Annotated in this window: 11 protein-coding genes and 1 riboswitch; all 11 genes read left to right on the forward strand. The window is 53.7% G+C overall.

What is annotated here, in order from left to right:
• Positions 1-24: 24 nt before the first annotated feature.
• Positions 25-115: riboswitch (cyclic di-GMP riboswitch) on the reverse strand.
• Positions 116-383: 268 nt separating this feature from the next.
• The gene (locus tag ACLD72_RS11635) at positions 384-1586 is read left to right on the forward strand and encodes an amidohydrolase/deacetylase family metallohydrolase (protein WP_410999523.1); all 1203 of its coding nucleotides are present in this window, start codon (positions 384-386) and stop codon (positions 1584-1586) included.
• A complete protein-coding gene (locus ACLD72_RS11640; protein ID WP_410999525.1) occupies positions 1552-2655 on the forward strand; it encodes a DgaE family pyridoxal phosphate-dependent ammonia lyase in 1104 nt (367 codons plus the stop codon). Before ACLD72_RS11635 ends, ACLD72_RS11640 begins: the two co-directional genes overlap by 35 nt.
• A gap of 1 nt (position 2656) precedes the next feature.
• Positions 2657-3412 carry a 2-dehydro-3-deoxy-phosphogluconate aldolase gene (gene dagF, locus ACLD72_RS11645; RefSeq protein ID WP_410999527.1) on the forward strand — a complete coding sequence of 252 codons (756 nt, stop codon included), beginning with the start codon at positions 2657-2659 and terminating at the stop codon, positions 3410-3412.
• On the forward strand, positions 3405-4424 hold the full coding sequence (locus ACLD72_RS11650) for a sugar kinase (RefSeq protein WP_410999529.1): 1020 nt from the start codon (positions 3405-3407) through the stop codon (positions 4422-4424). The genes dagF and ACLD72_RS11650 overlap by 8 nt, the downstream gene beginning before the upstream one ends.
• Positions 4425-4435: 11 nt before the next feature.
• Positions 4436-5149, forward strand: coding sequence for a GntR family transcriptional regulator (locus ACLD72_RS11655; RefSeq protein WP_410999531.1), 714 nt, complete (start codon positions 4436-4438; stop codon positions 5147-5149).
• A 445-nt stretch (positions 5150-5594) separates the two neighbouring features.
• Positions 5595-6614, forward strand: coding sequence for a glycoside hydrolase family 130 protein (locus ACLD72_RS11660; protein ID WP_410999533.1), 1020 nt, complete (start codon positions 5595-5597; stop codon positions 6612-6614).
• A 619-nt stretch (positions 6615-7233) separates the two neighbouring features.
• Positions 7234-8556 carry an extracellular solute-binding protein gene (locus ACLD72_RS11665; RefSeq protein WP_410999535.1) on the forward strand — a complete coding sequence of 441 codons (1323 nt, stop codon included), beginning with the start codon at positions 7234-7236 and terminating at the stop codon, positions 8554-8556.
• 108 nt (positions 8557-8664) lie between these two features.
• On the forward strand, positions 8665-9540 hold the full coding sequence (locus tag ACLD72_RS11670) for a carbohydrate ABC transporter permease (RefSeq protein ID WP_410999537.1): 876 nt from the start codon (positions 8665-8667) through the stop codon (positions 9538-9540).
• A 17-nt stretch (positions 9541-9557) separates the two neighbouring features.
• The gene (locus ACLD72_RS11675) at positions 9558-10388 is read left to right on the forward strand and encodes a carbohydrate ABC transporter permease (protein ID WP_410999539.1); all 831 of its coding nucleotides are present in this window, start codon (positions 9558-9560) and stop codon (positions 10386-10388) included.
• A 530-nt stretch (positions 10389-10918) separates the two neighbouring features.
• A complete protein-coding gene (locus ACLD72_RS11680; RefSeq protein ID WP_458475777.1) occupies positions 10919-12718 on the forward strand; it encodes a cache domain-containing sensor histidine kinase in 1800 nt (599 codons plus the stop codon).
• Positions 12708-14333 carry a response regulator gene (locus tag ACLD72_RS11685; RefSeq protein ID WP_410999543.1) on the forward strand — a complete coding sequence of 542 codons (1626 nt, stop codon included), beginning with the start codon at positions 12708-12710 and terminating at the stop codon, positions 14331-14333. Before ACLD72_RS11680 ends, ACLD72_RS11685 begins: the two co-directional genes overlap by 11 nt.
• Positions 14334-14344: the final 11 nt, after the last annotated feature.

Below are 14344 nucleotides of genomic sequence, written 5' to 3' on the forward strand. Positions count from 1 at the left end.
CTGCATAAACAATTACATTCATTGTTATGCAGCCGGACGGTCATTAATTCTTCACAAATTGTTAGACTCCAAGGCTTTGCGACCTAATCTTTCGATTAGTGTGCCAGATATTCGCTTGTGGTTAAAAAGGCCTAGCGATTAGTTAGATATTACCAAACAGATATTAAACAATTTCAATATATTTCAAAAAAAAGCACTTGTCAACAATGAAATTGATAAAAAAATCACAGCAAAGATGATCCAAGCTTCCTCAAAATCGGAAATACTCACAAGCAAGGCATCTTATATTAAACATTATAACGTTATATTTACTATACGATACTTCCGTGTTATGCTAAACGCAGCTTAAACATTATAACGTTTATCCAAAAGAGGCGATCAAAGTGAAAGAAAAATTCGTTCTCCGCCATCTTAAACGGGTGACCGGAGAAGAGATCGACATCGTGATCGAGGCTGGGAAAATCGCCGCGATTACCCCAGCCGGCCAGGCTCATGGAGACAAAGGATGGAGCGGACAGGAGCTTGCGGGCGCCCCGGCAACATCGGAGGCGTCCAGTCTACCCGGACGTGTGGACATCACCGACGGAACAAGAACACGCAGCGCTTCCCCCGTCTACGTATCTAGCGGTTGGATTGATATGCATGTCCACGCTTTTCCGGAATTCGATCCGTACGGTGACGAAATCGACGAGATTGGCGTCAAGCGGGGCGTCACGACGATCGTGGACGCCGGCAGCTGCGGCGCAGACCGGATCGGCGATCTCGTGGCCAGCGGGAAGCAGGCCGACACCAACCTGCTGGCGTTTTTGAACATTTCGCGGATCGGGCTGAAACGCATCGACGAATTGGCGGAATTGGCTTGGATCGACCAGGACCGTGTGAAACAGGCGCTTGCGGATTACGGTGCTTCCATCGTCGGCCTCAAGGCGCGGATCAGCCATAGCGTGGTCCGTGAGAACGGCGTGGAGCCGCTGCGCATCGCGCGGGAGCTTTCGCAGAAGACGGGGCTGCCGCTGATGGTGCACATCGGTTCCGCGCCGCCCGATATCCGGGAGGTAATCCCGCTGCTGCAGCGAAAAGATATCATTACTCATTACCTCAACGGCAAAGCCAACAACCTGTTTGATGCCGAGGGCGAACCGCTTCAGGTGCTCCGTGACGCCATCAGCCGGGGCGTTCATCTCGATGTCGGCCACGGCACGGCCAGCTTCTCCTTCCGGGTGGCCGAGGCGGCCAAACGGCACTGCATCGGCCCGGATACGATCAGCACGGACATTTACCGGGGCAACCGGCTGAACGGCCCGGTGTACAGCATGGCGAATGTGCTGAGCAAGTTCCTATACCTCGGCTACTCGCTTGAAGAGGTCATCGCCGCGGTTACCACGCGCGCGGCGCAGTGGCTAGGCAGGGAGGAGCTTGGCCGCATCAAGGTCGGCGATCCCGCTAATTTAACGTTGTTTACCGTAGAGGAAGCAGCGGCTACGCTTGTCGATTCAGAAGGAGAGCAGCGCGTCTCGGACCGCCGCATCGAAGCCAAAGGAGTGATTGTTGATGGAAAATTCATTAAATGCCAAGTACGGGCTTAAACGCGTCATTAACGCCAGCGGGCGGATGAGCATTCTGGGTGTGTCCGCGCCAAGCGACACCGTGATGGAGGCGATGAAGCAGGGCGGCCAAAGCTATGTGGAAATCGCCGACCTGGTCGACAAGGCTGGAGATCATATCGCAAACCTGATCGGTTCCGAGGCGGCGGTGGTCGTAAATTCGGCTTCGAGCGGCATTGCCCTTTCGGTTGCGGCGATCGTGACCCGGGGTGACCGGCGCCGCAGCCTGCGTTTGCATCAGGAAGAAATTCCGCAAAATGAAATCATTATTTTGAAAGGGCATAATGTGCAGTACGGGGCACCGGTGGAAACGATGGTTTATCTCGGCGGCGGCAAGCTGGTGGAAGTCGGCTACGCCAATGAAGGCCGGGCGGAGCATATTGAGGACGCGATCGGCGATAAGACGGCGGCGATTTTGTATGTGAAGTCGCACCACGCTGTGCAAAAGAACATGATCTCCGTCGAGGAAGCGTGGGAGGTGGCCCGGCGCAACAACGTGCCGATGATCGTGGACGCGGCGGCGGAAGAGGATCTGCAAAAATACGTGAAGTATTCCGATCTGGCGATTTATAGCGGCTCCAAGGCGATCGAGGGTCCCACTTCGGGGATCGTCGCCGGGAAGCGCGCCTTCATCGAATGGGTGAAGGTGCAACTGCACGGAATCGGACGAAGCATGAAGGTGGGCAAGGAAACTTCCTTCGGCTTGCTCCAGGCGCTGGACGAATACATCGTCAAAAAGGACAACAGTGAGCAGGAAAAAGCGGCTTTGCAGGCGTTGATGCCGCTCGGCAGCATCCCTGGAATCTGTGTGACCATCGTGCAGGACGAAGCCGGCCGGGCGATTTACCGGGCTCGGGTACAAATCGATCCGCAGCAGGCTGGTATCACTGCCAAGGAAATGGCCGAGCGGCTGCAAACCGGCGAGATCGCCATCTATACCAGGGACTATGGGGTTAGACAAGGGTATTTCGATATTGATCCACGCCCGCTATTGGGCGACGATATCCTTGTGCTTGCCGCAAAAATACGTGAATTGGCAGGAGGACGTTAACATGTCGCAGATTGCAAAAAGATTTTATAAAAACCGGGTTGCCCTCAATGTGCTGGCGAAAGATATCGCCAATGCCAAAGAGGTTTTCGAAGCGGCGGAAGGCTGTGTGCTGGTCGGAGTGCTGTCCAAGGACTATGCCACGGTAGAGGAAGCCGTGACGGCGATGAAGCAGTACGGCCGGGAAATCGACGACGCGGTGTCGATCGGCCTCGGCGCCGGCGATAACCGCCAGGCGGCGGTCGTCGCGGAGATCGCCAAGCATTATCCCGGAAGCCACATCAACCAGGTGTTTCCGGCCGTCGGAGCCACGCGGGCCAATCTTGGAGCGCAGGACAGTTGGATCAACAGTTTGGTTTCGCCGACGGGCCAGGCCGGGTACGTGAATATTTCCACCGGCCCGGTCAGCGCCGCGCAGCAGGAGCTTGCGGTCGTTCCGGTTAAGGCGGCGATCGCTCTGGTGCGCGACATGGGCGGCAACGCGCTGAAATATTTCCCGATGCAGGGACTTAGCCGCGAAGACGAGCTGCGCGCCGTAGCAAAGGCTTGCGCCGAAGCGGACTTTGCCCTTGAGCCGACCGGCGGCATTGACTTGGACAACTTTGAAGCTATTTTACGGATCGCCCTGGAAGCTGGAGTTCCGCAAGTGATTCCGCACGTGTATTCTTCGATCATCGACAAGGAGACAGGCAAAACCAATGTAGCGGACGTACTGCTGCTGACCAAAATCATGAAAATGCTGGCGGATCAATATGCCTAAGCGCATAGCGGCGTTCGGCGAGGTCATGATGCGCCTGCAGGTGCCGGGGTATGAGACGCTGCAGCAGGGAGATACACTGAAGTACTCTTTTTCCGGCACAGGCGTCAACGTCGTTTCCGCTTTAACCCGCTACGGGCATACGGGATGGCTGGTCACCCGCTTACCGGACAATTCGCTGGGCGACGCCGCAGTAGCCTACCTGCGCAAGCTTGGCATCGATGTCGCCCGCGTCGTCCGCGGCGGCCAATACATCGGCATGTACTTTTTGGAAAACGGCTTTGGCGCGAGGCCCAGCCGCGTGACTTACACGAACCGTCTGGAGAGCAGCTTTAACACCGCAACCGAAGGGACTTACGATGTTGCGGAGATCGCGGCCGGTATCGATGCGGTTCATTTCTGCGGAATTACGCTGGCGATGAATGACAGCGTGCGCGCGCAGATGAAATTGCTCGCCGAAGCGGTCAAACGGCGGGGCGGCCAGGTGATTTTCGACTGCAACTACCGTCCGTCCCTCTGGGGAGAAGGCGGCTATGCCAAAGCCAAACCGCATTATGAGGCGATGCTGCGGCTGGCCGATATCGTGTTGATGAACGAAAAAGACGCCATGCTCACCCTCGGCATGAACACAACGAAGCGGGAACGGGAAGAACAGCTCGCGGAGCTGATTCCGGGCGTGGCGGCAGAATACGGTATTTCCGTGATCGCCGGAACGCACCGCTTTATCCACGGGGACAATTCCCATTCACTGCGCGGATTTGTGTACAGAGACGGGCGATTGGTCTTTTCCGAGCGGCTGACGTTTTCCGTTTATGATAGAATAGGGGCAGGAGACGCTTTCGCCAGCGGGATCATCCACGGCGAGCTGGCGGGCTTCGCCCCGGAGCAAACCGTCCGGTTTGCGGCCGCGGCGGGGATGCTGGCGCATACCGTGCCGGGCGACACCCCGATGGCGACAGAGGCGGATATCCTCCGGGCGATGGAGCAAGCTTCCCCCGGCGATGTGGAAAGGTAGGGAACAGGGCTGTGAGTTTGTCCCGCAAAGATAGACCGTTATACTTGCAAATCAAAAATATCATCAAGGATCGGATTCTCCATGGCGTTTATCCCCTGGGGACGAACATCCCCTCCGAACCTCAGCTTGAGCAGGAATTCGCCGTAAGCAAAATCACCGTCCGCGGAGCGATCCAGGAGCTCGTTCAGGAGGGGTTTTTGGAAAAGGGCAGCGGCAAAGGCACCCGGGTGATCCGCAACAAAACCGCCTCCAAATGGTCGAAATGGAAGCATTTCACGGAGATTTTGGTGGAAGATGGCCATCGTATCCAAAAAGAGTGGCTGAGCGCCGAAACCGTCCGCAACACAGCGGAATCGGAGCTTTACGGGCTGTTCGGAGAACGTTGCACCAAGCTGGAACGGGTTTATTTTCTCGACGGCAAGCCTTATATTTATTACGTGCATTATGTGGCACCGACGCGAAAAGATTTGGAACTGGCGGATCTTCAGGATCATTCGTTTTACGAACTGTTGGAAGAGCAGGGCATTGTCCTGGATAAGCTTCGGGACGAGTTTGCGGTATCCGTTCCGCCGTCCGAAGCAAGGGAGTTCTTGCGCCTGGCCGAGGGGCTGCCCGTCCTGAAACGCTCGCGTTATTCGCGGGATGCCCAGGGTAAGGTGGCGGAATACAGCATCGGCTACTACAATACGGAATTGCAAAATTACGTCGTCGATTATGATGCGTAAGCGCGGCGTTCATTCTTTATTAAATAAAGGCTGTCCCGGCAGGCGGTCCAATCCGCTTCGGGAGAGCCTTTTACTTTGGCTGTTAAAAGGTGAAACACAGCTTTGCCTGTAAAAGTTGAACTAGAGCACAGGACGGGGGAAGGCAAGAGGGGGAAATGATTCTGAAGAAGCGGTAGCGTTCGCCTTTGTGAGCGGATTTCTACTATATTTGAATTCGCACAATCAAAGAAATCCGGGAACAACAGCGATCGTAAGAACATTTCACCCGGCTGCCTCTATCCGTACAATTTTTAGTTCAACTCATATGACTAGCGGATGAAGCCTCACGGCAAACCAACGATATTATTCGGACGTTTTCGAAAGTTTATGGGATATTTCCTCCGAAAAGCCGGGGCTATAATAGCAGTAGGGCATATATAAAGGGCTTACATGAGGAGGAGCACAGATGAAGATTACGAGGCACCCGGACAATCCGATCGTGGTACCGGGAGATTTTGAATGGAGAAAAGTAACCGTATTCAATCCTGCGGTGATTATCGATAACGGCAAATTTTATATGATCGAGCGGACGGCGGGATCGCTGACCCCGTGTAAAAACTTCTTGGGGCTCCTGGAAAGCGAGGATGGCGTGCATTTCACCCATGTGAAGGATGAACCGATCGTCACGCCGGACATGCTTGGTTTTCCTTACGGAAGCGTGCAGGACCCGCGGATCGTCAAAATCGACGGTACGTTTTACATGAACTATGCGCTGCGTCCGTGCGCGATGAGCTACTATCCGACCGGCCGGGGCGTGCCGGAGCGCTCGATTCCCGAGTATCCGGACGGCTGGGGCGAGCAGGAGGGGCATTGGCTGACGCGCTCGTCGATCCTGGCCTCCAAAAACCTGATCGACTGGGAGTTTGTGGCCGACACGACGCCGCTCGACATTAACGACCGTGACAACATCTTGTTCCCCGAGAAAATAAACGGCAAGTTCGTGCTGCTGCGCCGGCCGGAGGAATATGTAGGCGAAGCCTATGGCACGGAAAAAGCGGCGATGTGGATCACCTATTCTGACGATCTGATCCATTGGGAGGAGCCGAAGCTGCTGGCGAAGGCCGAAAACCCGGCCTGGGAATCGCGCAAAATCGGGGGATCGACGCCTCCGGTGCGCACCGATCGGGGCTGGCTGGTGTTGTACCACGGGGTGGACGACGAGATTGTGTACCGGGTCGGCGCGATGCTGCTTGATCTGGATAATCCGGAAAAAATTATCGCCCGCACGAAAAATTTCATCATGGAACCGGAAACGTATTACGAAAAATTCGGCTACCAGATTCCGAACGTGATTTTCCCGACGGGGAACGTGGTGAAGGACGGCCTGCTCTACATCTACTATGGAGTGACCGACACGGCGATCGCACTGGCCACGGTACCGGTAGAGGAGCTCGTCGATTACATTTTGAACGAACCTCAAGCTTAAAGAGGTAGTTCAAAAAGTCAACTTTTGAAGATTTAAGAATGAATAGTCACCGAAGTGTGCCTTCCTTAAATCGCAAGAAAAACTTCAACTTAGGGCGGTCTGTCTTCTTTGATTGTGCGCCGATAGAGTTTTTCTTATCACGAAGCAGGTCAGAAAGTGGTCTCGACGTCGAATCTTGAATTCAGCCGGGCCTTCCGTTGCTCACGTACCCAACGTACGCTCCGCTACTCAGTCCCTAGCTTCATTCAACCTTCTCGGTGCTGAAAAGCCGACTTTTTGAACACGCACTTAATGCTCGTTCCATGGAATGACCGCGTCAGAGCGGTTATTCTCAGAAGGGAATTGCAAACGCTTACTGAAAGCGTGACGAAAATTCTTGCCATAGTGTGACATCGTAAAAATAAAATTAGAATGTTAGATTATATAACATATTTTCTGCAACTAAAATCTAAGTCGTCAAAATCACCTTAATATTTTGGATATAATCGAAGATTTGTGGGATATAGTCGAATATTCACTCCTTTTATAATAGGTAATATAACGGATGAAGATATAAAATAGGTCATTATCTGTTATGTTTCGGAAATGATTATAAAATAACACGAGAAGAGGGTTGATTATGGGCAAAACACAGAGAGGCAAAAAAGTGGTACTGCTTGGTTTGGTTGCGGTGCTGTCCCTGTTCGCGGCGGCTTGCGGCAACGATAATGCGGCCGAGGGCGGCAGCGGCAACGCCGGCGCGGCAGGCGGGACGGAAACGATTACTTTGAACATGATGCATCCTTGGACGTCCCCGAACGTGGACAATGAAGTGTACAAGGCGCGGATCGCCGAATTCGAAAAAGAGCATCCAAACATCGTGATCAAGCAAGACGGCGTGCCGTCGGCCCAATATAAAACGAAGCTGCGTACCCTGGCGGCGGCCAACAATTTGGCGGACATCAACGTCGTATGGCCTGGTGCGGATTTGGCTCCGCTCGTTGCCGGCAACCTGCTGGAGCCGATCAACGGGATGATGGACAACTGGGGTTCGATTCTGCCGGAGAGCGCGCTTGCCGGATTCAACGTGGACGGACAGCAATATGCGATACCAACCAAACAGAACTTCGTGGACATCATTTACTACAACAAAGAGATGTTCGCGCAGGTGGGTTATGATCAATTCCCGGACACCTACGATAAATTCATCGATGCGGTGAAAAAGCTGAAGGCAGCGGGGATCACCCCGATTTCGCTCGGCAACAAGGAGCAATGGCCGCTGCAATCGTCTTACATTTCGATCATCGGCGACCGCTTTACGGGCAGCGATTTCCTGCCGGCGGTGCTGGCGGGAAAAGCGAAGTTTACCGATCCGGAGTTCGTCAAAGCATTATCGGTCATCGATGAGCTGACGAAGCTGGGCGCCTTCAATACGGACGCCAACAACATGGACTCCGTGCAAGCCCAGGATTATTTCATTCAAGGCAAGGCGGCGATGCATATTTCCTCCGCGACCGTTGACGGCAGAGTGCGGATCAACAACGAAGAGGGGGACAAGTTCGGCATCGCCCTATTCCCAAGCGTAGAAGGTGGCAAAGGCGATCCGAAGAAAAGCGCCGGCGTCGTACAATACGGAATCGCCATTAAAAGCGGACTTGATGAGAAAAAGAAACAGGCTGCCGAAGAGTTCATGAAATATTTTGTAAATGAAGATCTGTACAAAGAGCTGATCCGCAACGGCGTTGTCGTGCCGGCGAAAGTGGAGATTCCGGAGGATGCCAGCCCTTATCTGAAAGAAATGCTAGCGCTGACCGGGAACGGAACGGCTCCGGTATTCGACAGCGTCATTCCTACGCAGGTGGTGGACGTGCTGCAAAACGGGCTGCAAGCGTTGACAGTGGGTCGAGGCACGCCGGAAGAGCTGGCCAAGGAAGTTCAGGAAGCCATGGATAACATGAACTGATTTAAAAATCTGCCTTGTGGAGAAAACCCGATTACCGGGTTTTCTTCATTCATAGGCCTTAAAAGCAAGGCATGAAGCCTAATCTCGACATAAAGGAGGGACCTGAAGATGCAAACTTTACGAGGAACGAAGCTGGCGATATTTCTCGGCTTGCTTCCGGCGCTGATCGTCTATGTGGGCATTGCCATCGTTCCGATCGGGCTGTCGCTTTATTATTCGTTAATGGATTGGAACGGCATTGGCGCGATGAAGTTTATCGGGCTCAAAAATTTCGCGCACATTTTAAGCGATGACACGTTTTGGCTGTCCGTCAAAAACAACGTCATCATCATGGTGACCGGCCTGATCGGGCAAATTCCGCTGGGGCTGCTGCTTGCGCTCCTGCTGAACCGCGGCCTGAAAGGTTCCGGCTTTTTCCGCACCGTCGGCTTTATGCCGGTTGTCATTTCCTCCGTGATGGTGTCCCTGATCTGGGGCATGATCTACAACACGGAGTACGGCATGCTGAACAATCTGCTTGGCTTTCTCGGCCTGGACGGCTGGAAGCAGAACTGGCTCGGCGATAACCGCTGGTCCATGCTGGCGATCAGCATCGCCTACATCTGGCAAAACTGCGGGCTTTATATGGTTATTTTCCTGGCCGCGCTGCAAAATATTCCCGACGAGGTCAACGAGGCCTCCGAGCTGGACGGGGCAACGGGGCTCAAGCGCACCTGGCGCATCACGATTCCGATGATCCGCGGTACGATCATGGTGGGAGTCGTTTACAGCATCAGCAACTCTTTCCGCGTTTTCGATCTAATCCAGATTTTGACTGGCGGCGGCCCTGCTCATCAGACGGAGGTCATGACGATCCATATGTACAACAGCGCCTTTATGAACATGCGTTACGGTTACGGCAGCGCCGTGTCGATCCTGATCTTGCTGTTCAGCCTGATCGTCATCAGCCTGATCAACCGTTTAGGCCGCGAGAAAGATGCTTAAGGAGGGAGGGATTTGCGATGCATAAAAAGTCCTTAGGGTTTCGATTATTTGCGTACACTTTTTTGAGCCTATTCGCTATTATGAATATAGTCCCGCTTTTTTGGATGGTGGTGAACTCCTTCAAAAAGGAGCAGGAATACGCGGCCAGCCCGTTTTCGCTGCCGGAAGGCCTGCAGTTCTCCAACTATACGGAAGCGTGGAAGGTCGCGCATATGGACGTTTATTTTTTGAACAGCATCATCGTCACGTTTGCTTCCTTGCTTGTGACCGTATTTTTCGGGGCATTGGCCTCCTATTTCCTGTCGCGGTTTGATTTCAAGCTGCGCGGCTTGACCTACGGATTGTTCCTGTTGGGCATGCTCGTGCCGATTCACGCGACGCTGATTCCGATTTTTCTGATTATGCAGAAACTGCATTTTCTCGATACGTATTTGTCGCTTATTTTGCCGTACACCGCGTTCCACCTTTCTTTGACGATCATTATTCTGGAGGGCTTCATGCGGGGTTTCCCCAAAGATTTGGAGGAATCGGGCGTTATGGACGGCGCGGGGATTTTCCGGATCTTCTGGTCGATTATTCTCCCGATCACCAGGCCGGCGCTCGCCACCGTTATTATTCTCAACTTCATTTATAACTGGAATGAATACCTGTTTGCGCTCGTGCTGATCAGCTCGGCCGAACTGAAAACGCTGCCGCTGGGCCTGGCCAACTTCGTTGGCATCGAAACGGCAAGCTTCACCTTGCAGATGGCCGCGTTGACGATGGCTTTGATCCCGATCATCATCTTTTATCTGCTGCTGCAGAAGCAACTGGTCACCGGCATGACGGCGGGCGCAGTCAAAGGGTAGGCGAGAGGGACAGGCGAGTGGAAGGCCGCCCGCGCCAGGCAAGAACTAGCGGTAAGGCCGCCGGTGCTATGGAAAGAACTGGTGGCAGGCCGCCTGCGCAAGGCAAGAACTGGCGATAAGCCGCCGGTGCTATGGAAAGAACTGGTGGCAAGGCCGCCATGCAAGGCAAGAACTGGCGATAAGCCGGCCTGAGCAAGACAAAGAACTGGTGGCAAGGCCGCCCGCGCTAGGGAGAAATGGCGTGCCGAACGCCAACGCACAAGGCGATGAAGCTAACGGACACCAGAGACGTTAATCGGCTCAAAACAGTGGCTTAAAAATTGTAACGGACACAGGCGACGTTATTGCCCTTCAATCAGCTCAAATAGTCACCATTGGAGGCAAATAAGGTCTTCCGTGTCCGTTAAATCGGGAAATACCCGGGAAATGGGCAAATAAGGTCATTACAGTCCGTTACAGCGCTGATCGGCGCTTTTCTTGATCACCCAGACCTAGCATCAACATCACGACCCCACGGAGGCGACAGCATGATGACAAGCTACAGAAAGGTTCTCGGCAACTTTGGCTTAAAACGGAAGGCGCTGGTCATCTTTTTGCTGTTCGTCATTTTGCCGACCTTCGGCGTTGGTGTGGTTGTGCAGTACCAATTCAACAGGGTGCTGAGAAACGAATTCATCAATTCGACGAAACGAAATTTGGACAATGTCATGGGCCAGCTCGGCGAACAAACGAAAATGGTCGAGGACATCGCCAACTATTTGATATTAAGTCCGGACATGAGGAACTTTCTAAGGACCTCCCCTCCGCTAAGCAGCGAACAGCAGGCCAACCTGAAACGCAACATTGAGGATTTCCTGACGTTCCAGCTGATGTCAAAAGCCTACATCCGGTCGATCGAAATTTCCGGGTTTAACGGCAGCTTCATCGAAATGGGTGAACCGTTCAGCGGCGACGAACAAAGGTGGGAGCAGGCCGCCAAAGCGCGGAAAGGTGCGATCACCTGGACCGAAGGTTACACGCTGCACAGCGATTGGAATGGAGAAGTCCGCGTGCTGTCGATGTTCCGTGTCCTCAATTCCTACAGCCAGATTACGAAACCGCTCGGCCGGTTGATCATCCGCATGGATGAAGCGAGTATCGTTGGTTTGCTGGAAAAAGGAATCTTCAAGGACGGGGCGGGCAGCGTGTTTATCGTTGGTGGCGACGGGCAGCTCATTTTGGGATCGCAGGATCATATGCCAAGCGGCTTCAAGCCGGATGCTTCGCTTTTGGACAAGCTGGCTTCCGGCCGGGGCGATCTGACCTATGAAGTGGAAGGCAAACGTTATTTGACGATTTACAACCGCATGGAAAACACGGACTGGCAAGTGATCGCGATGATCCCGGAAGACAAGGTTGCCGAAGAATTCCGTGGGATCAAGCTGACCATGCTGGTGATTTTGACGGCGATCCTCCTGCTTGGGTTAACGGCTTTGATCGGTTTTCACTATACGATTATCCGTCCGATTTTGCGCTTGAAAAAAGAAACCAACAAAGTTGCGTACGGAGATTTCAACGCGCGGGTTCCTGTGAGTTCCAATGACGAAATTTCCGAATTGAACCGCAAATTCAACGAGATGGTGCAAACGATCCAGCAGCTGATCGAGCATAAATACAAGCTGGAGCTGAGGGAGCGGGAATCGGAGCTGAAGCTGCTGCAAAACCAGATGGACCCGCATTTTTTGTACAATACCCTGGACATGATCCGCTGGACGGCGCGTTTGGAAAAAGCGGCCAAATCGAGCCAATTGATCGAAATGCTGTCGAAATTTTTCCGTTCCAGCGTGAATAATGGGAGCTATCAAACGACGATGCGCAAGGAGCTGGAGTTTGCCCAGTCCTATTTGTATCTGCAGCAGCGCCGGCTTGGCGGCAAGCTGAAATATTCCCTGTATATGGAGGCGGGGATTGAGGAGGCCGTCACGCTCAAGGCGACGATTCAACCGCTGGTGGAGAATTTCCTTAAACACGGGTTGGACCGCAGCAAGCCGGTAAGTGCAGTTCGTGTGCGCTGCTATACCCATGAAGGCGAAATCTGGGTGGACGTCATCGATAACGGCAAAGGGATGGACCCTGGCAGGGAGGAAGAGATCCGGGCGGCCCTGGAGCATTCGCCAAGGAACGGCAATCGGGAGGGCGCCATGCACAACATACACGAGAGATTGTCGATCTATTTTGGGCAGGATTATGGTTTGCAAATCGTTAAAACTTCGGCCAAAGGGACATGGGTGCGGCTGCGTTTTCCCCATACCCAAGGCCAAGAATTAGGGGGTGAGCGCCGTGATTCGTAATCTTTATTCGAGTTTGGCGTCCGACGGAGCGGATAAGCGCATAAGAATGCTGATTGTGGACGATGAGTCGGTGATCTGCCAAGGGCTTCACTATACGATCGACTGGGAGGAGCTTGGCGTGGAGGTCGTGGGAGAGGCCTATGACGGACAAGAAGCGCTGCGTTTGGTTGCGGAACAAAACGTCGACCTGCTGCTCACGGATATCCGCATGGACGGCATGGACGGACTGGAGTTGGCCGCCCGGCTGCGGCAGGACCATCCTGAGGTGCAGGTGGTCATGATCAGCGGTTATGAGGATTTTGGCTATGCGCGCCAGGCGATCCGGCTTGGGGTCAATGATTATTTGCTGAAGCCGGTCGATATCGAGGAATTGACGGAAGTGGTCAAAAAAATCGTCCAAGATATCCGCGTGCGCCAAAGCGAGAGCAGCGACCAGGAAATCAAGCTGTGGCTGTTGGGCATGGCCCGTCATGGGACCGCTTACGGAAAAGAGGCACCGGCTTCGCTGCAGGGCGTCCAGTTCCGCATTTTGGCCACCCAGTTGGCCGAGTTCCACGAACGGTTCGCGAATATGGAGCAGGAGCATTATGAAACGGTCCAGGATTCCTGGCTTCGCGGGCTTCACGGCCATTTGGAGTGCGCTTCCTTTCGGACGGTTTCCGTCTTTGACCACGATAATTTGCTGATCACGCTGCTGTTATCGGAGACCTGGGTCAAGCCGAAAATTTGGGACGATTTGCTGGCCTCGGCCATACCGCCGCTGGCGCCTTTCGAGGGCGGACGAATCTACTGCGGCGCTTCCCGAATTTACGAAAACCTGGCCGATACCGCAGACCGCTGCGCCGAAGCCGCCCGGCTGCTGGCCTATCATGCTTTAGAGGGCCGCCGGGTTCTGTTGGCCGGGGACGACGAAGAACTCCTGGCCGGCCGGAAGAAGGCTGACTTCGATATCGCGGGAACGGTGCAGCGTCTCGTCTCCGCTTTGTTCAAACAGGACCAGAAGGAAGTCAAAACATTGGTGGAAGAGATGTTCGGTCTTTTCCGCGAATCGCGTTTTTTGCTTGCGGAAATCGTGAAAACGTATGAGGAATTATTGGCCCTGCTGCGCCAGCGCCTGCGCAAAAGCGGCATGACCGGACTCGACTTTGGCCATCAGGGCCAGCTGGATCTGAACATTTACAACTCCTATGCCGGGCTCGAAACGCTTGTCCTGGAGGATATGGAGGAGCTGCAGCGGCTGATCGATAAAAACGGGATCGACAAGTCTTACTGGATTATCGAAAAGGCGAAAAAATTCATCATCGAGCAGCACCGCACCGACCTCAAAGCTTCCGAAGTGGCCTCCTGGCTGAAAATCACGCCGAGCTATTTCAGTTATATTTTCAAGCAAAGCACGGGAAAAGGGTTCACCGAATACATGAATGAAATGCGGATCGAACATGCCAAAGCCCTGCTCGCGACGACGCATGACAAGGTGTTTGAGATCGCCGACAAGGTCGGCTACAAGGAATATAAATATTTCGTGTCCGTGTTCAAATCGTATACGGGCATGACGCCGAAGGAATACCGCGGGCTCATGGTCAGCATGGATGCGGCTGCGGACCCAAATGAATAGAGGCCGATAGA

The organism is Paenibacillus lacisediminis (assembly GCF_046567315.2).

Coding starts and splice junctions, on each gene's coding strand:
- ACLD72_RS11670 (WP_410999537.1), top strand. CDS start 8,665: ATGCAAACTTTACGAGGAACGAAGCTGGCGATATTTCTCGGCTTGCTT.
- ACLD72_RS11680 (WP_458475777.1), top strand. CDS start 10,919: ATGACAAGCTACAGAAAGGTTCTCGGCAACTTTGGCTTAAAACGGAAG.
- ACLD72_RS11650 (WP_410999529.1), top strand. CDS start 3,405: ATGCCTAAGCGCATAGCGGCGTTCGGCGAGGTCATGATGCGCCTGCAG.
- ACLD72_RS11640 (WP_410999525.1), top strand. CDS start 1,552: ATGGAAAATTCATTAAATGCCAAGTACGGGCTTAAACGCGTCATTAAC.
- ACLD72_RS11660 (WP_410999533.1), top strand. CDS start 5,595: ATGAAGATTACGAGGCACCCGGACAATCCGATCGTGGTACCGGGAGAT.
- dagF (WP_410999527.1), top strand. CDS start 2,657: ATGTCGCAGATTGCAAAAAGATTTTATAAAAACCGGGTTGCCCTCAAT.
- ACLD72_RS11675 (WP_410999539.1), top strand. CDS start 9,558: ATGCATAAAAAGTCCTTAGGGTTTCGATTATTTGCGTACACTTTTTTG.
- ACLD72_RS11665 (WP_410999535.1), top strand. CDS start 7,234: ATGGGCAAAACACAGAGAGGCAAAAAAGTGGTACTGCTTGGTTTGGTT.